Source organism: Flavobacterium sp. NRK F7 (assembly GCF_024054195.1).
Taxonomy (GTDB): domain Bacteria; phylum Bacteroidota; class Bacteroidia; order Flavobacteriales; family Flavobacteriaceae; genus Flavobacterium.
Genome location: NZ_JAMXLB010000001.1, coordinates 1889164 through 1909684, shown reverse-complemented (window position 1 = coordinate 1909684; position 20521 = coordinate 1889164). Strand labels below are relative to the sequence as shown.

The following is a 20521-nucleotide window of genomic DNA, read 5'->3' as shown; positions in this document are numbered from 1 at the left end:
TTAAGTATTGTTTATTGTAAAAACCATATTTTTTTAAACATCGCAATATTTGTAATAAAAATTTCTAATTCTAATATTTTGAATTACATTTGCAATCCAATGCAAAAAACGATTAACATACTCAATAAAAGAGCTAAATTCGATTACGAAATTATCGATAAATATACTGCTGGGATAGTTTTGACGGGTACCGAAATCAAATCGATTCGCCTAGGTAAAGCTTCCATTGCAGAAAGTTTTTGTGAATTTCACAATAATGAACTTTTTGTAATTAATTCTACCATTGAAGAATACCTTTTTGGAACACATTACAATCATAGAGCTAAAAGTGAAAGAAAGTTATTATTAAATAAGAAAGAATTAAAGAAACTTCAAAAAGACAGTGATAATAAAGGACTTACAATTATTCCTTTGCGCTTATTTACGAATGAAAAAGGATTGGCCAAATTAGATATTGCTTTATGTCGAGGTAAAAAGAACTACGACAAAAGGGAAACGATGAAAGAAAGAGACACCAAAAGAGATTTAGACCGAATTAAAAAATCATATTAAACAAAAAACACCCTTGAATAAGGGTGTTTTTTGTATTTAAATCTCAAGATAATTTTTATTTGTAACCTACTATTCGTTCTTCACTAACAATTACTTCTTCCACATATTTTTTAAATTCTGGATATTCTTCAGCGGAAACGTCTTCCCATGATAAATTTGCCTTTCTGTTAACCACTAATTGCGTATCAGAAACCAATTCATAGGTAATTTCATAAGAATCGTTTTTATAGGCCAATTTTTTGTTTTCTGGAATTTCAATAAATTTTTTCCCTTCAGGAATATTTAGAACTACTTGACTTTCATAAAGGTTGACATTTTCATACTTCACATAATTAATTGGATAGTTCCTTGTTTCAGTATTGATTAAATCTTTGGTATAAATTTTTTCAAAGAACGGTATTTCAACAATTTTTAAACTTCCTAATTGTTGTAATTTTTCATTCACTAAAAATTGAATATCAAACTGAATAGTAGAATCAAATTTATTTTTTGACAGTAAATTACTGTTTTTGTAAACGATGGTTTTATTCAAAGAACTATTAAAGTTATTTTCAAATTCTTTTTTTCTAATTTCTTCAGAAATAGCATTGGAAAACAATTCATTATAGTATGCTTTTAGATATCCTGAATAATCATGATTAATTTTAAAATTCTTCTTTTCTTCTGTAATATCAATTTCTACAACCGATTTTTTTACATTCGTTAAAGAATTATCAAAATTCAAATGTATCAATTTAGCCTCTTCATTTTTAGCTTTATCAAATTCAATTACCAATGCGTTTGCTTTATATAAAGATATTGGCATAGATTTGAAAGGCAGGTATTTATCTGTCATTTCTATAAAGTAATCTTTATTTTCTAAAGTTACTTTCACAATACAATGATTGAACTCTGATGAAGGTAAAGGAAGCGCTTTTAAACCATTATCATTGGTAAGAACCAAAACCAAATTCGATTTTAAATCGGCTTTTTCGGCAAGCGTAACAAACAAAGTTGATAAATCTTTACAATCACCTAGTTTCGATTCTAACGTCTTTGAAGGTTTTTGAGGTACATAACCACTTTGTCTGAAATCTAAATAACTATAGGTAATGTTTTCTTGGATATAATCATAAATTTTTTCTGCTCGTTGCGTTTCAGTCAAACCTGAAATTCCATTAGGGAAAATTTCATTAAAAACAGCAAGGGTTGTTTTATCGACTTTTTTATTCTTCTTCACTAAGTCAGCATACCAATTTGCAATATCTTTCCAAGCTGGTATAGTTCCTGCATAAATTTCAATAGTTAAATCGTCAAAATTAGGAGAATACGATTCATGAACTGGCATTGCACTAAGATTTCTTTGCGTCCATTGTTTCACGATTTTATCATTCACTTTCTTTTCTACCATTTTTAAATCTCCATTCTTAACCACAGTATTAAATTTTAAACCAGGAGCATGAATAATGTAAAAATTGGATTCCACTATCGGATAGCTTCCATTTACTACATAATCAATATTGAAGTCTTTATAAAACCTTCCATAAGAATTGGATATAAAATCATATTCTACATAAATTACATCTCCAATTTCTAAATTTGAGAACACAATGGTACCTGAACCAACTTCCCCAGGAACAATTGATCCATTTTTCTTTATAATTTCCGATTTAGTTAGATTTATTCCATAAGAATCCAATCCATATTCTTTAAGGTTTTCAATTCCACTTTCAGAAGTTATTTCATAAACCAATTTCGATTTTGATTTTCTACCACCTTCTGGTAAAATATTCACAATAAATTCATCTAATAATATGGTTATTCCATAATCTCCTTTTAAAGTCGTATTTCTATTTTTCTTAATAAATGCATATACGTCTTTTGTTTCAACTTCTGCTATTTCATCAGGAGTATTTGTTAAATCATATAATTTTTTTCGAAGAGAAGAATTGGAACTATAATGTGACAAGGCTTTCTTGTAATATTTTTCAGCTTCTTTTCTATTATTCATTAAGCTGTAAATAGCCGCTTTCTTTTCAAAATTTTCAAAGGAATAAGGAAAATATTCTAAATTAATGTCCACTAGTTCAAGAGCTTCATTATAATTGTTCTCATCAATTAAGATATCAATATAAGCCGTTCTCAAGAAATTAAAATCAGGTCTTTTATTAATTTCTTCTCTCAACAACTCCTTAACTTTATCAATTTGATTCGCATTATTATAGATATCAATTAAAGCGTAGGTAGCTTTAATATTGTCTCTTTCTTTTGAAAGTGTTTCTAAAATTTGTAACGCTTTTGTTTTATCATTTTTTAGTCTTCTGTATAAATTTGCTACTAAAATTTTATATTCTTCATTATTATAAGATTCATCTAAAATCTGATTCACTAACTTAAACATTCCATCAATATCAGATTTTCTTGATTTAATCATAAAATCAAAAAGTTGCGAGTAAAATTTTTCTGGGTATTGTTTTGATTTGTTATAATATTCTTCTAATTCTGAGATAGATCCTTTTTGTAACCAATTATTATCTTTCATTTTGATTACAGTGGTATAATAATAATCTTTATCGTTATTTTCAATATTTATTTTAAACTCTTCATATTTTTGAGAATTATCATCTAAAATATAATAATTCATAAAATATTTAGCAATTAAAGAACTTTTTGGATATCTAATATCGAGGCCTTCTATTGCATCATGCGCTTTATCTTTCTTTTTGTTAGCAGCATAAGCTGAATATAAAAACAACTTATACAAAACATTATTAGGATTACTTTTAACTTTAGATTCGAAAAATTCTTCATAATCTAATGCTTTTTCAGTACTACTAGCACTATTAAAAGCACCAGACTGATAGGGAATATATTTTTCTTCAAAAGTTAATTCTTCAGCAACTGTTTGATCAACATTGAATAATGAACAAGAGAAATAATCTGAACCACCTTCAACTTCAAGTTTTACTAAAATTCTGTGTATTCCTTTTTGCAAGTCAATTTCGTAATTGAAAGCATCCAAATTTGTTTCAGCAGTTTCATATTTGGAAGCAATTTCAACATCATCAATAAAAATTTTGATTCCAGATGAACAACCAAATTGTAATAAATATTTCTTATCAGAAGGGACATTTACAAATGTTTGTGCATATATAATTCCATTTCCATATTCCTTTTCATTCACAAAATATTGATATCCTTGAGTTGATTTTGTTTTAGGTATAAACCAACCGACAAGACCGTTACTATTTGCGTCAAATAATTTATCATCCTTTGCGTATAATTCTGGTTCGTATTCAGTATCCAAACCACTACTATTTAAATTTTCAAAAACACCACACAATTGCCAATTATTAATAGTGTGCAAACTTTTGTAATGATTTAAAGAAGCTTCAAAATTCAAGCGTTTAAAATCATAAAAAGCTTTTCTATATTTAACAATATTTTTGTTTTTAAATTTTGCAGATGCTGCTAAAAAATCAATCTTTTTATAAATCAAATCATTACTATTGTCAGAACTTAAATCATTTAGCACATAATTTTCATTGATAAAAGGGTCGATATAAAACGCTGCATTGGGTAAGTTTTCAATTTTTCTTAATAAGGTTTCGTCAAAGTTGGTTTTACCAAGCTCTACATCAATAATGGCGTCTAAAAAAAGTAAATCAATGTCTGATGCGCTTTTGGAAGCAAATTTTTTATCATACAATTTTCTTGCTTCTTGCCTTTCATTTTTAAGCAATAAATCCATTACTTCAGTGTAATCATTTTGAGAAAACACAACCATAGTAAAGAATAATAACAGGGCAGTTAGGGTGTTCTTCATAAAAGTAGGTTATTTAATATATTTTAATTTTTATCTTCTAAGAGCGGTACAAAACGAAACTCTCCAAACTCATGTTTTTCAAATTGTGATTCATTTTTTCTAATTAATAGAGTCATAATCTGATGTTCTTCTCCTAAAGGAATAACAAGTTTACCACCTATTTTCAACTGAGCCATTAAAGCTGGAGGAATAAAAGGTGCACCAGCGGTAACAATAATGCTGTCAAAAGGTGCATATTGCGGTAATCCTTTATAGCCATCTCCAAAAGAAATATGTTTGGGCCTAATTCCTAATTTTGGCAATAACAAAGACGTTATTTTAAAAAGCTCATTTTGTCTTTCAATAGTATATACTTTGGCTCCTAAAGTACACAAAACAGCAGTTTGATAACCACTTCCTGTACCAATTTCTAAAATTTTGTGTTCTTTTTTAACGTCCAATAACTGACTTTGAAACGCAACTGTATATGGCTGAGAAATGGTCTGTCCAGCTGCAATTGGAAAGGCTTTATCTTGGTAAGCAAAATCTTCAAAGCTTGAATTTAAAAAGAGGTGACGTGGAATTTTTTTTATGGCTTCTAACACGTTTTTATCCGTAATTCCTTTTTGCTCTAATAATTTAGCTAGTTGATTTCTAAGTCCTTGATGTTTGGGAGTATCTTTCAATGTATAGGCTGTTAGTTTTTGGTAAAAATAACAGTAAAAAAGACAATAAACAAGCTATAAACTTCAAAAAAAACAGAACTGGTATCTTAAAAACTTCAAACAAATATGTATTTTTGTTGAAAATACTTTATTATGTTGAAAGTTGGTGTTCTAGGTGCTGGTCACTTAGGAAAAATACATTTACGTTTATTAAATCAATCCTCAAAATATGAATTAGTTGGCTTTTATGATCCTTTTGAAGAAAATGCTAAAAAAGTAGCTACTGAATTTGGTTATAAAAAGTTTGACTCTATCGAAAGCCTAATCAACGCTGTTGATGTTGTTGATATTGTTACACCTACTCTTTCCCACTATGATTGTGCTATTACAGCAATTGAAGCGGGTAAACATGTTTTTTTAGAAAAACCTATTTCAAATACGGTAGAAGAAGCAGAAAAAATCATTGCTTTAGCAAAAAAACATCAAGTAAAAGGACAAGTAGGTCACGTAGAACGATTTAATCCTGCGTTTCAAGCTATAAAAGATAAGATTGAAAACCCTATGTTTATTGAAACACATCGTTTAGCTGAGTTTAATCCAAGAGGTACAGATGTTCCAGTAGTATTGGATTTGATGATTCATGATATTGATGCCATTTTAAGTGTGGTTCAATCCAAAGTAAAATCAGTAAATGCTAGTGGGGTTGCCGTTATATCGGATTCTCCAGATATTGCAAATGCTCGAATTGAATTTGAAAATGGGTGTGTTGCCAATGTAACTTCGAGTAGAATTTCGATGAAAAACATGCGTAAATCACGATTTTTTCAAAAAGACGCATACATTTCGGTAGATTATTTGGAGAAAATATGTGAAGTGGTTAAAATGAAAGATGCACCTGAAACACCTGGGGATTTTGATATGATTTTGCAAAATGCCGAAGGGATCAAAAAACAAATCTATTTTGACAATCCTAAAGTAAATGCAAACAATGCCATTTTAGAAGAATTGGAAACTTTTGCAGATGCAATTAACAATAACACAACACCCATTGTAACCTTAGAAGATGGTACCGAAGCATTACGTGTAGCTTACATGATTATTGAATCCATGGAAAATAAATCATAATGAATAGAAAAGATTTTCTCTTATTTTTACTATCAAAAAGAATCAAACCTTTTTTTATTCTATGTTTTTTATTTGTTGTAATTTATTTTTTCATTCAAGTTATATTTAATAAAGACAGTAATGAAAGAAACCTTTTTATTTTAGGTAGCTTAGGTTTTGGAATAATTGTAACATTCATGAGTATCCAATTTTTTGTAAGAAAAGTTAAAAATCAGCTATCCATAAAAGCTAAAATGATCGTTAATTCAATAGTACTATTTTTTGAAATCATAAGTCTACTTTTTTTATTAGGCTTGGCCATTCAACTTATAATAGAATCTAAGTTTTTAGAACTTTTCATGGTGTTAATTCCTGGCCTAACCTCATTTTTAATATATACTAATAAAACAAAACTCAATTAATATAATGAAACAAATAGCAGTAATAGGTGCAGGAACTATGGGCAACGGAATTGCTCATACTTTTGCACAATCCGGATTTACCGTAAAATTAATCGATATATCAGAAGCCGCAATTGAAAGAGGCATGACCACAATCGCTAAAAATTTAGATCGAATGGTAGCCAAAGGTAGCATTACAGAAGAAGATAAAATTAAAACAATAAGCAATATCATTACTTACACCGATACGAAAGATGGTGTTGTGGGTTGTGATTTAGTGGTTGAAGCAGCTACTGAAAATGTAGATTTAAAATTAAAAATCTTCAAACAGTTAAGTGACATTTGTGACCATAATGTGATTTTAGCAACCAATACTTCTTCCATTTCTATTACACAAATTGCGGCACAAGTTGTACATCCTGAACGTGTGATCGGAATGCATTTTATGAATCCAGTGCCTATCATGAAATTGGTTGAAATTATCAGAGGATACAACACTTCTGATGAAGTGACTAAAATCATCATGAACTTATCTGAAAAATTAGGAAAAACACCAACAGAAGTAAATGATTATCCAGGTTTTGTTGCCAATCGTATCTTAATGCCAATGATTAATGAGGCTATCGAAACTTTATACAATGGTGTTGCTGGTGTAGCAGAAATTGATACCGTAATGAAATTAGGAATGGCACATCCGATGGGTCCTTTACAGTTAGCCGATTTTATTGGGTTAGATGTTTGTCTTTCTATTTTAAACGTTATGTATGATGGCTTTAAAAACCCAAAATACGCACCTTGTCCTTTATTGGTAAATATGGTGATGGCGGGAAAATTAGGTGTGAAATCTGGAGAAGGTTTCTACGATTATGCTGAAGTTAAAAAAGCAGAAAAAGTTTCAAAACAATTTATGAAGTCGTAAAGACTAATGTCAAAAGTCTAAAAGTTACATTCTCAACTTTTAGACTTTTGATTTTTAACTACATTATGAGTAAAATAATTCCTTTTAAAGCGGTTAGACCAGCACCCGATAAAATTGGTTTGGTTACCTGCAGAAATTATGACGATTATAGTCCGGCCGAGTTAGCCGCATGGCTTAACTTCAATCCGTATTCATTTTTGCATGTAATTAATCCTGCTTATGCGCATTCGCAGAAAATAAGTTGGGACAAACGCTTTAAAGGAGTAGCTCTAAAATACAAGGATTTTAAAAGCGAAGGCATCTTTATTCAAGAAGAAAAAGCGGTTTTTTATGTTTATGAAATTCAAACGAAAAATCAGACTTTTACAGGTATAATTGCAGGAACTTCAGTTGAAGATTATCAAAAAGATATAATTAAAAAACACGAAGATACGTTACAATATCGCGTGGAATTATTCAAAGATTATTTACATCAAACCCAGTTTAATACAGAACCTGTCTTAATTACCTACCCTGATAGTGTGGAAATTAATACTTGGTTGTTATTAAAGAAACAAAGTGAACCCATTTATGCTTTTACTACCACTACTAAAGAAAAGCATACGCTTTGGAAAATAGATACCCAAAGTGATATCGATTGGCTACAAGACTATTTTGAGAATATACCTAATCTATATATAGCTGATGGACATCATCGCTCCGCTTCAGCTGAAATGCTTTACGAGCAGGATAAAAAATTAGGCAATCCTCATTTAGAATATTTTATGAGTTTTTTAATTGCCGAAAGCAATGTTAAAATTTATGAATTCAATCGAATTATTAGAGATTTAAATGGACATTCCAAAGCAAATTTTCTCACTTTATTGGAAGAATATTTTATTGTAAAGCCAAAAGAACAAGAACTTTGGAAACCAGAAAATAAATTTGAATTTGGTATGTATTTAGATGGTAATTTTTATGCTTTATTCTATAAACATCCTATAAATGAAAACACAGAAAATTCGATTTTGAATACTTTAGATGCTCAAATTTTATACAATACGGTTTTACATCCTATTTTAGGAATTGGAGATTTACGTAATGACGAACGCATTGAATACATTCCAGGGAAACAATCGATAACCACAATTAAACAAGTCATTGATGAAGGAGATTTTGAAGTTGGATTTATGCTCTACCCTTCTGATATTTCAGAGATAAAAACATTGGCCGATCATAATTTAATTATGCCTCCAAAAAGCACCTATATCGAACCTAAATTTAGAAGTGGTTTGATTGTTTATGAATTGTAAGTAAGATTGAGAACTAATTTATTTTTAATTTCTTTGTAATGAATAATGAAATAATATGGCAAGGAAAACCGTTTCAAGGATTTATTTTTAGAAACATTGATTTTGGATTGGTGTTTGTAGGAACTTTATTGAGTTTTTTCATATATCATCTTTGCTTAAAAACTGAAAAACAACATGAAAGTACTATGTTCTATTATTATAAAATCGGCTTAGGTTACTTCATGATTACCTATTGTTTCATTCGATTTTTTATAGATTTTTTTTATAGAAAATTTACCACAATCACTCTAAAAAAAGATAAAATAGAAATTCAATGTTTTAAAAATAAAATAATTGTAAATTTTGATTATATAAAACTAGAGAAACATCCCTTTAATATTTATTCTATAAATTATAGAATAGAAAAAGATTACATTACCATAAAAAAACCATTTGAATATGGAAGTGGAATCGATTTCTTTTATGATAATAATGCCATTTTCTTGAAAAAAAAGGAAGCAAAAGATCTATATAATTTAATTCAAGAACTTAAAAATGAACATAGCAACTAATCTCAACAACATAAAAAAAACGATTCCTAAACAAGTTACACTTGTGGCGGTTTCTAAAACGAAACCTATATCAGATATAATGGAAGCTTATGAGGCTGGCCAACGTATTTTTGGTGAAAACAAAATTCAGGAAATGACCGAAAAGTATGAGCAAATGCCAAAAGATATCGAATGGCATATGATTGGGCATGTTCAAACCAATAAAGTAAAATATATGGCTCCTTTTGTGAGTTTGATTCATGGTGTTGACAGTTTAAAACTATTGAAAGAAATTGACAAACAAGCGGCAAAAAACAATCGTGTTATTCCGTGTTTATTACAAATGCACATTGCAGAAGAAGAAACGAAGTTTGGTTTGGATGAAACGGAATTAAATGACATTCTCAACCTACTTCTCAACGCCGCTAAGAGTAACAATCCTTCATTTAAAAACATAAAAATTGTTGGACTAATGGGAATGGCTACCTTTACTGAAAACCAAAACCAAATTCAAAAAGAATTTCAACATTTAAAAGTTCTTTTCGATACAACAAAAAAACATTTCGGCTCCGCTACTTGTGATACTATAGACTTGAATATTCTTTCAATGGGTATGTCTGGAGATTATGAATTGGCCATTTCTTGTGGGAGTACCATGGTTCGAATAGGAAGTAGTATATTTGGAAATCGAAATTATCAATAAGTCAATGCGAAAATATGTCAATTTTAAAAATACTGAATACTAACAACTGAACACTGAATACTTAATTTGTACGCAATACTCGACATAGAAACAACTGGTGGGCAATACAATGAAGAAGGTATTACCGAAATCGCTATTTATAAATACGATGGTCATGAAGTAATTGACCAATTTATTAGCTTGGTAAATCCTGAAAAACCCATACAACCTTTTGTGGTTAAATTAACGGGTATTAATAATGCTATGTTGCGTTCTGCTCCAAAGTTTTATGAAGTAGCCAAACGAATTATCGAAATTACCGAAGGTAGTATTATTGTGGCTCATAATGCTTCTTTTGATTATCGCATTTTAAGTACCGAATTTAGAAGATTAGGGTATACCTTTAAAAAACCAACATTATGCACTGTAGAATTAGCTAAAAAACTGATTCCAGAGCAACCTTCGTATAGTTTAGGTAAATTGGTTCGTTCCTTAGGTATTCCTATTGCGGATAGACACCGAGCAAGTGGTGATGCTATGGCTACAGTAAAATTATTCAAACTTTTACTTTCCAAAGACACAGGAAAAGAAATTGTAAAAAGTTTTGTAAAAACCGAAATCAAAGCGGGTTTATCTCCCAAACTACTCGATATTGTAGATGCCGTTCCTTCTAAAACAGGTATTTATTACATTCATAATGAAAAAGGCGACCTGATTTACATTGGTAAAAGTAAAAACATCAAAAAAAGAGTCAATCAGCATTTCACAGGAACCACACACAAAAGTAAAAAGATACAACGTGATGTCTATACTGTTACTTATGAGGAAACTGGAAGTGAATTAATTGCACTTTTAAAAGAAAGCGAGGAAATTAAAATTAACAAACCCGTTTACAATAGATCTTTGAAAAAATCGCTATTTGGTTGGGCTCTATATACTGAAAAAAACGAGAAAGGGTATATTAAACTTAGCGTTCAAAAAGTAGATGGTCGAAAAAAAGAAATCACCTCTTTTACTTCCTTACTAGAAGGCAAAAATTATTTGTTTAAAATTACAGAAAAATACAACCTTTGTCAAAAAATAAACGGTTTATACGATACTAAGAGTAGTTGTTTTCAATACGACTTAAAGCAATGTTACGGAGCTTGTATCAATAAAGAAACACCACAAGAATATAATAAAAGGGTTCAGTTGTTTATCGAAGAAAATACGCTTTCTAAAAACAACTTGGTCATTGTGGACAGAGGTAGAACTCATGATGAAAGAAGTGCTATTGTCATTGAAAATGGCAACCTAAAAGGCTACTGCTTTTACGATCTAAATTACCAAATCAACAATTTAGAAATTTTGCAGAAAATTATCATACCAATGCAAAATAATCGCGATTCAAAGAATATCATTCAAGGCTATTTGAGAAAACACAAAGTAATGAAAGTGATTCCTTTTTAATTTTTTAAATTTGTATCATGAGTAAAGAAAGAAGTGTTTTTCAACAGTTTCGAAAGAAAACCTACATTGTCATTTATGGAACCAATACCATAGCTGGCAAAGCCTTCGATCTCATTTTACTAGGCGTTATTTTACTTAGCATTCTGTTAACCATGATGGAAACAGTCAAAAGTTTTGAAACTAAATACCATGACATCAGGATTGCATTAGAATGGGGAATTACAATTTTTTTCACCATAGAATATTTTTTACGCATCATATCTATTAACAAACCTTTAAAATACATTTTTAGTTTTTACGGAATTATAGATTTAATTGCTACGCTACCCATGTATTTGGCACAAGTTTTTGCGGGTTCAGGAGTGTTGTCTATTGTGCGTTCGCTACGTTTATTACGATTATTCAAAGTATTGAATCATCCTCAATTTACGGGTCAATCTCAACAATTAAAAGACGCTTTATTAGCCAGCAAAGGTAAAATTTTGGTATTTATCTATTTTGTTTTAATCAGTACGGTACTTATTGGTTCTATTATGTATGTAGTAGAAGGTAGAGAAAATGGTTTTACCAGTATACCCACAAGTATTTATTGGACCATAGTAACCTTAACAACAGTAGGTTATGGAGATATTTCTCCTGTAACACCGTTAGGGCAATTTTTGGCTTCTTTAGTCATGATTTTAGGATATGGTGTGATTGCGGTACCAACAGGAATTGTTTCAGCAGAATTAGCCAAAACCGATCAAAAATTAGCCATTATAGACAAAAACCCTTGTGCCGATTGTGGTGCAGAAGGACATCAAGAAAACGCCAAATTTTGTCACCAATGTGGCAATAATTTATTGGATGATTAATTGGGAGCTATTTCCTGCTGTACACTATATCTGTCATTGCCATCAGGGCTAAAAACAAATGTAATAGAAATATGCAAACATGAAACTGAAACACTGGATAATCACACTTATAATTATTTTTTCTGGCTATAATGTTATCAATTATATTATAAATAAGAAGCAATCGAAAAATTGGACTGCTAATAGTGAAAAAATCCTAATTGAGAAATGTATGATTGACTCAAAAAATATGGCTATTGAATACCCCATTTTGACTAAAGAGTATTGTAGTTGCTCCATGAAAAAAATCAGGGACAGTATTTCTCTAGATGAATATTTACGAATTAGTAAAATGGAGACAGAAGAACAAATAAAAATACTAATCCCTATTTTTAAAGAGTGTCTTACAGAGTATCAAAATAGAATTAAAAATTTGAATAAATAAATTTCAACATTGAACTACCTCATTACAATCATAGGCCCCACAGCCATTGGAAAAACAGCTTTAAGCATTCAATTAGCGTGCTATTTTAATTGTGATATTCTTTCTTGTGATAGCCGTCAGTTTTTTAAAGAAATGAGCATTGGCACAGCCGTTCCAAATAATGAAGAATTAACAGCTGCCTCACATCATTTCATACAAAATAAAAGCATACTAGAAGCCTATTCTGTGGGTGACTTTGAAGAAGAAGCTTTAGCAAAATTAGATACTCTTTTTCAAAAAAATCCTATCCAAATTATGGTTGGTGGTTCGGGTTTGTATGTAGATGCTGTTTTAAAAGGCTTTGATGCTTTTCCAGACATTGAAACTTCAGTTCGTGACCAAATTAATGCGAAGTATGATGTAAATGGTATTTCCTATTTACAAGAGCAATTACAAACCTTAGATCCTGCTTATTACAATACATTGTTAATTGAAAATCCGCAAACTTTACAAAATCCACAACGAATGAAGCGTTTTGTTGAAGTTTGTCTAGGAAGTGGCCAACCTTATTCGAGTTTTATTGGTAAAAGAAAAAATACAAGAAACTTTACGCCTATTATCATTGGTTTAGAAGCAGACAGAGCGGTGATGTATGAACGTATCAATACACGAGTTGATTTAATGGTAAAAGAAGGATTATTAGAAGAAGTACAGCAATTGATACCCTATAAAAACTTAAATGCGTTGCAAACGGTTGGATATCGTGAATTATTTGATTATTTTGATAAAAAAACAACTTTGGAATTTGCCATTGAAGAAATCAAGAAAAATACACGTCGTTTTGCTAAAAGGCAAATTACGTGGTTTAAACGAACCGAAAATGCCAAATGGTTTCCATACCAAACCAATGTTCAGGAAATTATTAATTACATAAAATTACAACTATAAATGCCTATTTCATCCAACATTACCTCTATTTTAGAACAACAACAAGAAATTACATTTTTGCATTGTTATCCTAATGGGTATTTAAAATATACCGATTTGTGCAATTTACTTCAATTAACTGCTGGTCGTCATGCGGATTTAGGCGGTATTAGTTTTACCGATATGCAAGCCTTTCATCAAGCTTGGGTAATGAGTAGAATGCGTTTGGAGATCAAAAAACTTCCCAAATGGCGCGATATCGTTACTATAAAAACTTGGGTGAAAACGTTAGAGAACTCACGTTCGGTTCGTTGCTTAGAAATGTACTTAAATGATGAAAAAATAGTGGGTTGTGAAACTTTTTGGGCGGTAATTAACACAAAAACGAGAAGACCTGAAGCTTTGGCATTACCCCACGATCATTTTCAAAAATTTGAAATAGATGCTTCGTTGGCTTCTACTAAAAAAATTGACATTAGTACAAATGTAACAACACTAGCGAATCGAAAGGTAGTTTTATCTGATTTAGATGTCGTAAACCATGTGAATAATGTAAAATATATGGAGTGGTGTCTCGATTTTGAAGACCCAACAAGATTACTCAATCAAGAAATTGCAACCTTAGACATTAATTTTATTAAAGAATTAAATTGGGATGATGTAGCGGTGATTCAAAAAGAAATCAATACCAATACCTCAATATACAGTATTTCAAAAGAGAATAAAAATGCTTATGCATTAGAAATTAATTGGTATAAATAAGTCTAACTGTTAATAAATATGTTTAAAATAAAGCTCTTAAAGATAATTTAATGCCAATTTTACATTAATTTTATAGTAACTAACCTTATTTTAAACTGGATAGCAAATGACAAAAAAAATACTCTTAATAGATGATGATCAAGTCACCAATTTTTTTAATCGAAAATTAATTGAACAGAGCAGTACTCCTATAGAAGTGAAAACCGTAAATAGTGTTACTGATGCCATAACTTTTTTGAGAGAAAATAAAAACTATTGGATACCCGATGTTATTTTTATTGACATTTTCATGCCTATAAAAAGTGGCTGGGATTTTTTAGAAGAATTTCAACAAGAATTTGAAAGCCATGCAACAACTATTAAATTGTACATGCTTTCTTCCTCTACAGAAGACGAAGACATCTCAAAAGCAAAGGATCACTTCTTAGTGAAGGATTATATTTCAAAACCTTTATCTTCCAACATTTTAGGAGATATTTTAAGTTAAGATTTAAAAAAAAGGCTTCGATAATTATCGAAGCCTTTTTTCTAGGTTTAATCTCTTTTTAGGTTTTTTATTCTTTTGATTTTATTTTTTCACGACTAATCGGAATCCTTCTCCGTGAATGTTTAAAATTTCAACATTTTCATCACGTTTCATATATTTTCTCAATTTTGCAATATAAACGTCCATACTTCTTGAAGTAAAATAATTATCATCTCTCCAAATCTTAGTTAAAGCTAATTCACGAGGCATTAAGTCGTTTTCATGCAAAGCTAACATTTTAAGAAGCTCACACTCTTTAGGAGATAATTTAATTGGTTCTTCATTTTGGAAAGACAAGAAACGCAATTTAGAATTCAAATGAAATTTACCAATTTCAAATTCAAATTTAGTATTATCTGGTTTTACCTCAGAAGCTTTTCTTTGAATAATTGCTTTTATTTTCATCAATAAAACTTCAGAATCAAACGGTTTGTTCAAATAATCGTCTGCCCCAACTTTATAACCTTTTAAAACATCTTCTTTTAAGGTTTTAGCGGTTAAGAAAATAATTGGTACTTCTTGGTTCTTTTCACGAATTTCTCTAGCTAAAGTATACCCGTCTTTGTAAGGCATCATCACATCTAGGATACATAAATCATAGATATCCTTTTTAAATTTTTCAAAACCTTCCATACCATTTTTGGCAAGGGTAACATCAAAATCATTTATGATTAAATAATCTTTTAATATTGCGCCAAAATTGGGGTCATCTTCAACTAATAAAATTTTTCTTGCTTCCATATTTCTTTAATTTATTAAGGGCATTTTTAATATAAAGACACTTCCTTTACCTTTTTCACTTTCTACAAAAATTTGTCCGTTGTGATCATCTACAATTTGTTTCACATAAGCTAAGCCTAATCCGTGACCTTTCACATTATGCAAATCTCCTGTATGCTCTCTGTAAAACTTCTCAAATACTCTTTTTTGAGCTATTTTACTCATTCCTGCACCTTGGTCTTTAATTTTAATAACTATATAATCTTTTATATTTTCGACATAAATATCAATTACAGGAGGACCTGGTGAATACTTTACTGCGTTATCTAGAATATTTACTAGTACGTTGGTAAAATGAACTTCATTTAATAAAATAGTCGATCTTTTTGCATCGACATGCTTTGTAATCTGACCCTCTCTATCTTCTACAATCAAACCAATGTGTTCTACAGCGTCATCAATAATTCCTAATACATCTGTTGGTTCTTTTGATATATCTAATTCTTTCTTTTCTAATTTTGAAATGCGTAGTACATTTTCAACTTGTGCGTGCATTCTCTTATTCTCATCTTTAATCATTTGAAGGTAGCGTTGCACTTTCTCTCTATCTTCAATAATTTTTGGATTTTTAATCGCATCTAAAGCCAAATTAATAGTAGCAATAGGTGTTTTAAATTCATGAGTCATGTTATTAATAAAATCAGTTTTAATTTCTGAAATTTGTTTCTGAGTTATTAACTGATTTAATGCGCTTGAAAACGTTAATACAATAATTAAAGTAAATAATATCGATAACATTGTAATCCCAAGAATCGAAGAAAAGAAAAATTTACTCTTTTGTGGAAAAGTTACCAATAACTGATATTGACTCATGCCTTCGTTATCCTGAAAAACGGGTATTCCATAGGTAGATTTTTTATCATATTTAAAACGATCCGAACGAATTTTGGTGGCCAAACCATTACTATAAATAGCATATTCATAAGGGGTTTTAATTTGATAGCGTTCCAATTCATTTTTTAGATATTTATCTAATTCCTCTTTACTAATTCGATCTTGAATAGGTCTTTGAGAAACAATATCTCTAAAAAACAATTGGTAGTTCGCTTTATCAATAGACGATAAACTTCCTTTCTTTTCAATAGTGATATCAGGTTTTCTATTGAGCTCAACCGAATTATTATCTAAAGGAGTACCTGCATAAATTTCTGTTTTTCTATTGGCTAAAATATTGCCTACTTTAATTGTATCTGCATTTTTATCAAAGAACGATCCATTAATTCCATAATCTTGTGAAACCAACGAACTGGTGTAAATAATGGTTTCATTAGTTTTCTTATTACGCTCCATGAAGAAAAATTCTTTTAATGTTTTTTCCTCAGGTTCTTTACCAATACTGTCTTTAATGGCATTGTATTTCTTATAAAAAGAGTAAAACTCTTTTTCATTAATTCTTTCTGCTACACGACCAATAACTTGCTGAACATGAAGCTTAAATTCTTCTTCACTTTTCTTTAAAGATGTATTTATCCAGTATAATTGTACTAAAATTATCCCAATAAGTGACACACTCATTAAGAAAACCAATAGTCGAAACCTCTTTTTATTCATCAATACAAAATTAGTATTTTAACATTTAGCCTATTAAAACATTAACCAAAGATTAACATTCAAAGCATTTATTACGATATATTTAAAAAATTAAGAATTTCATCAATCTTTAAAAATGTGTCGTCAATTTTAACATTTGTTACAATAAAATCACTTTTCTTTGCTTTTTCAACATCAGAAAGTTGATTTTTCATTCTTTTTAATACTTCTTCGCGACTCACATTATCTCGTTTCATAACTCTTTCTATTTTAACATCTTCCGGTGCTGTTATTAAAATAACTTTATCACAAGCCTCATTTCCTTTCGTTTCAAATAAAATAGCAACCTCTTTAACAACAAATGGTGCCGTTTTATTTTTCTTTAACCAATTATCAAAATGCTGTTTTACTTTAGGATGTACTATTCCATTTAATTGTTTTAATAATTCAGGATGTTGAAAAACAATTGAAGCAATTTTTTTTCGATCCAATTCTCCCGATTCCAAAATGATATTTTCTTTAAAAAGTTGTTGAATTTCTTTAATCACAACTTTTTGAGCCATTATTTTTTTGGCTTCATCATCTGCAATATAAACAGGTATTCCTTTAGAAGCAATGTATTTTGCCACCGTACTTTTACCGCTACCTATTCCTCCTGTTAAACCAATAATTTTAGTCATACTATTTTAAAAAAACAATTCTGGGTGTGCTTGTTGCGGTTTTTTCTTTAAAAAAAATACATTTATAAATGATTTTAAATAACCAATACCATACCCATAAAACTGAATTGCCGTCGCTATAATTGAATAAACGGCAATTGTAGCACTTTTATTTTGTACTAATGAACTTACAAAAATCATTCCAAAGTAGATTAAATACAAATAAAATAATATAGGAAGTGAAAATAAAATTAAAATTAAGCTTAAAACAAAGCCAAAAAGAAAAAAAGAGGGAAACCAAAAGGTTAATTTTGTGTATTTAGGGTACCAAAAATTTAAAATAGGTCTCGCTTTTCCAAATTTATTCACTTGAATATAAAACTTATTCCAATCAATTCGTCGCTTATGATACACATAAGCCTCTTTAAGTAATTTGGTTTGCAAACCTAATTCCCATAATCGTATGGATAAATCTGGATCTTCTCCAGGATGAATATTTCCAAAACCTTTTGAAATCTCAAAAGCATTTTTCGAAAGTCCCATATTAAAACTTCTCGGTTGAAATTTATCCACTTTTTCACTTCCTCCTCTTATTCCTCCTGTAGTTAAGAAAGAAGTCATGGAAAAATTAATTGCCTTTTGAATGTTGGAAAATGTAGGTAAAGCTTTATCTGGACCGCCAAAACAATCTACATAATGATTTTGTAAGGACTGAGAAACAACAGTTAAATATTCTTTAGGTAGGATACAATCAGAATCTAAAATAATAAAATAATCGCCTTTTGCTTTTTGCATACCAAAATTACGAGAATTTCCAGGTCCTGAATTTGACTTAAAATAATAGGAAATTTGCAATTTATTTTTATAGTTTTCAACGATGTGTTCACAAGGCACAGAAGAACCGTCTTCAACGATTACTACCTCAAAAGGAGCTTTAAAATCAAAGTGAGTCATACTTTGTAACAACTCCTCTATCTCTTCAGGTCGATTATATACAGGTATTATAAAAGAAAAAAGCATCTTTGTTTTTTAGGCAAAGATACTCTTTAAAAAACTCAAGAATACATCTAATTTATTTTTATTTAAAAAAATGCATACAAACAAACATCTTTTTAGACATATCCTCTAAACATGAAAAAAAAAAATTCTTCACAATAGGTAAAATTTACCTATTTTAATTCGTTATAGTTATGGTTTTCGTGTTAGCTTGAAGGTTCGTTATCAACTTAACAAAATAGACTCCTGGTTTTAATGCATTTGCATCCATATTTACTCGATACTTCTTTTCTGACTTTACATCTCCATTGTAAATTTCTTTTAAGAACTGTCCGTTTACATTATACAATTCTATGTTAATTGGTGAATCGTATTTAAAAGAAAATTCAAGAGTTCCTTGACTTGCTATTGGATTAGGATAAATGTTAACCGAAGCAGTTCTCTCTGTATAAATAATATCTGGACAAGATAAAAACCCATTATCTGAATTTCCTCCATCAAAATTTTCATTAATTGCTGTTGCAGTAGCATTTAAATCACTAAAAGAATAACCTGTTGAACAACCACCAATAATACTATTGGCTGTTTCTAAAAAGTCATAAACAGTCATTCCTTCAAAAACACCTTCAGTGATTACTAAATTCCCAAAGTATTGTGAACTCAATGAAAAATCTTCATCATATTCATCAAACCCCATAGCTAGCGTAACACCTACTAATTGTGCCGCTAACACATTTTTATAGGTTCTCCCAGGATTTACTAAAATTCCATCTTCCAAAGCTCTAGGAGTAGAACCAGAAGGTAAAAAATCATTTATGGCTTGAGAAGAATTAAATACTAATTGATTTTCTCCGCAACCAATAGTTAAACCGTTCGGAAATGCTAAATCAAATGTAGCATCTCGGTAACAACCTGGATTTTGTCCATGACAATTAGTTCCCCAACCACCAATGGTAAACGTTTTAAATCCAGAACAATCTTGTGCAGTTAAGTTTGTAATACTAAAAAATGAGGCAATAGTAAAACATAAGAATAATCTTACTTTCATACTTGTTAGTTTTATTTGTTTTGTTTTGTTTTTTGGCATTAAAAAATGCCTTTTTTTGTTTAAATGTTATTATAAAACAGTTCAAAAAAAGAAAACCCTACCTTAATTTTACTTTTTTTTAAAGTTTTTATTTTTTTATAAAAAAAGTGAAAAGAAGGCACAATATAGTATAATAGGATGCAGTTATTTAAATATATTTGTACCCAATAATTAACAAAAAGCATTATGAAAACATTCCCAAAACTACTCGTTATTATCACTTTATTCTTGCTATTTATTACACCACAAGATTTATTTTCACAAGGCCCTCCTCCTTGGGCACCTGCACATGGTTACAGAGCTAAAACGAAACACATTTATTTTCCTGATCAAAATTTCTATTTTGACATTGAAAAAAGAGTATATCTGTATTTAAACAATGGTAGTTGGTCCATTTCTGCTTCAATTCCATCTGTTTTTGGAACTATTAATTTAAACACAGCACGTAAGGTAGAGTTAGAAATTGGAGGTCATACTCCCTATCAGTATAATGAACAACACAAAATAACTTATAAAAAACCTAAAAAGGTAAAAAAAGAAAAAAAAGGCAAAGGTTCTAAACATTAATAAAAGGCACTGCATTGCAGTGTTTTTTATTGTTTATTAATATCCTTTATTT

20 protein-coding genes are annotated in these 20521 nt (G+C 29.8%); 13 read left to right on the top strand and 7 right to left on the bottom strand.

From position 1 onward, the window contains the following. The first annotated feature begins 99 nt into the window (after nucleotides 1-99). Entirely contained in the window at nucleotides 100-552 is a 453-nt protein-coding gene (gene smpB, locus NHF47_RS08475; RefSeq protein WP_252764509.1) for an SsrA-binding protein SmpB, read from the top strand. Nucleotides 553-607: 55 nt separating this feature from the next. Here smpB and NHF47_RS08470 read toward each other — a convergent pair whose 3' ends face one another. Then, nucleotides 608-4357, bottom strand: coding sequence for a transglutaminase domain-containing protein (locus NHF47_RS08470; protein ID WP_252764508.1), 3750 nt, complete (start codon nucleotides 4355-4357; stop codon nucleotides 608-610). Between the two features lie 23 nt (nucleotides 4358-4380). Next, nucleotides 4381-5022, bottom strand: a complete 642-nt coding sequence (locus NHF47_RS08465; RefSeq protein ID WP_252764507.1) for a protein-L-isoaspartate(D-aspartate) O-methyltransferase — start codon at nucleotides 5020-5022, stop codon at nucleotides 4381-4383. A gap of 132 nt (nucleotides 5023-5154) precedes the next feature. Here NHF47_RS08465 and NHF47_RS08460 point away from each other — a divergent pair, with 132 nt between their 5' ends. From NHF47_RS08460 to NHF47_RS08410, 11 genes are all read left to right on the top strand, one after another. After that, nucleotides 5155-6126: a Gfo/Idh/MocA family protein gene (locus tag NHF47_RS08460; protein ID WP_252764506.1), complete on the top strand. Its 972-nt coding sequence runs from the start codon at nucleotides 5155-5157 to the stop codon at nucleotides 6124-6126. A gap of 405 nt (nucleotides 6127-6531) precedes the next feature. Further along, nucleotides 6532-7425, top strand: a complete 894-nt coding sequence (locus NHF47_RS08455; RefSeq protein WP_252764505.1) for a 3-hydroxyacyl-CoA dehydrogenase family protein — start codon at nucleotides 6532-6534, stop codon at nucleotides 7423-7425. A 65-nt stretch (nucleotides 7426-7490) separates the two neighbouring features. Then, nucleotides 7491-8717, top strand: coding sequence for a DUF1015 domain-containing protein (locus NHF47_RS08450; protein WP_252764504.1), 1227 nt, complete (start codon nucleotides 7491-7493; stop codon nucleotides 8715-8717). Between the two features lie 38 nt (nucleotides 8718-8755). Further along, nucleotides 8756-9268, top strand: coding sequence for a hypothetical protein (locus tag NHF47_RS08445; RefSeq protein WP_252764503.1), 513 nt, complete (start codon nucleotides 8756-8758; stop codon nucleotides 9266-9268). Next, entirely contained in the window at nucleotides 9252-9950 is a 699-nt protein-coding gene (locus NHF47_RS08440) for a YggS family pyridoxal phosphate-dependent enzyme (RefSeq protein WP_252764502.1), read from the top strand. The genes NHF47_RS08445 and NHF47_RS08440 overlap by 17 nt, the downstream gene beginning before the upstream one ends. 66 nt (nucleotides 9951-10016) lie before the next feature. After that, complete coding sequence (locus NHF47_RS08435) at nucleotides 10017-11378, top strand: exonuclease domain-containing protein (RefSeq protein ID WP_252764501.1); 1362 nt, start codon at nucleotides 10017-10019, stop codon at nucleotides 11376-11378. A 17-nt stretch (nucleotides 11379-11395) separates the two neighbouring features. Beyond that, nucleotides 11396-12232: an ion transporter gene (locus NHF47_RS08430; protein ID WP_252764500.1), complete on the top strand. Its 837-nt coding sequence runs from the start codon at nucleotides 11396-11398 to the stop codon at nucleotides 12230-12232. 79 nt (nucleotides 12233-12311) lie between these two features. Beyond that, nucleotides 12312-12656 (top strand): hypothetical protein, encoded by a 345-nt coding sequence (locus tag NHF47_RS08425; protein ID WP_252764499.1) that lies wholly within the window; start codon nucleotides 12312-12314, stop codon nucleotides 12654-12656. 9 nt (nucleotides 12657-12665) lie between these two features. Continuing rightward, nucleotides 12666-13583, top strand: a complete 918-nt coding sequence (miaA, locus tag NHF47_RS08420) for a tRNA (adenosine(37)-N6)-dimethylallyltransferase MiaA (RefSeq protein ID WP_252764498.1) — start codon at nucleotides 12666-12668, stop codon at nucleotides 13581-13583. Next, complete coding sequence (locus NHF47_RS08415; protein ID WP_252764497.1) at nucleotides 13584-14324, top strand: acyl-[acyl-carrier-protein] thioesterase; 741 nt, start codon at nucleotides 13584-13586, stop codon at nucleotides 14322-14324. 106 nt (nucleotides 14325-14430) lie between these two features. After that, nucleotides 14431-14811, top strand: a complete 381-nt coding sequence (locus tag NHF47_RS08410; RefSeq protein ID WP_252764496.1) for a response regulator — start codon at nucleotides 14431-14433, stop codon at nucleotides 14809-14811. A gap of 81 nt (nucleotides 14812-14892) precedes the next feature. Here NHF47_RS08410 and NHF47_RS08405 read toward each other — a convergent pair whose 3' ends face one another. From NHF47_RS08405 to NHF47_RS08385, 5 genes are all read right to left on the bottom strand, one after another. Beyond that, nucleotides 14893-15591, bottom strand: coding sequence for a response regulator transcription factor (locus NHF47_RS08405; protein ID WP_140998908.1), 699 nt, complete (start codon nucleotides 15589-15591; stop codon nucleotides 14893-14895). Nucleotides 15592-15597: 6 nt separating this feature from the next. Further along, nucleotides 15598-17181 (bottom strand): sensor histidine kinase KdpD, encoded by a 1584-nt coding sequence (locus NHF47_RS08400; protein ID WP_252764495.1) that lies wholly within the window; start codon nucleotides 17179-17181, stop codon nucleotides 15598-15600. A gap of 71 nt (nucleotides 17182-17252) precedes the next feature. Then, entirely contained in the window at nucleotides 17253-17840 is a 588-nt protein-coding gene (gene coaE / locus NHF47_RS08395) for a dephospho-CoA kinase (protein WP_252764494.1), read from the bottom strand. 6 nt (nucleotides 17841-17846) lie between these two features. Beyond that, on the bottom strand, nucleotides 17847-18839 hold the full coding sequence (locus NHF47_RS08390; RefSeq protein WP_252764493.1) for a glycosyltransferase family 2 protein: 993 nt from the start codon (nucleotides 18837-18839) through the stop codon (nucleotides 17847-17849). A 154-nt stretch (nucleotides 18840-18993) separates the two neighbouring features. Further along, nucleotides 18994-19863, bottom strand: a complete 870-nt coding sequence (locus NHF47_RS08385; RefSeq protein WP_252764492.1) for a T9SS type A sorting domain-containing protein — start codon at nucleotides 19861-19863, stop codon at nucleotides 18994-18996. 225 nt (nucleotides 19864-20088) lie between these two features. Between NHF47_RS08385 and NHF47_RS08380 the strand changes: the two genes are divergently transcribed. Then, the gene (locus tag NHF47_RS08380) at nucleotides 20089-20469 is read left to right on the top strand and encodes a hypothetical protein (RefSeq protein WP_252764491.1); all 381 of its coding nucleotides are present in this window, start codon (nucleotides 20089-20091) and stop codon (nucleotides 20467-20469) included. The last annotated feature ends 52 nt before the right edge of the window (nucleotides 20470-20521 follow it).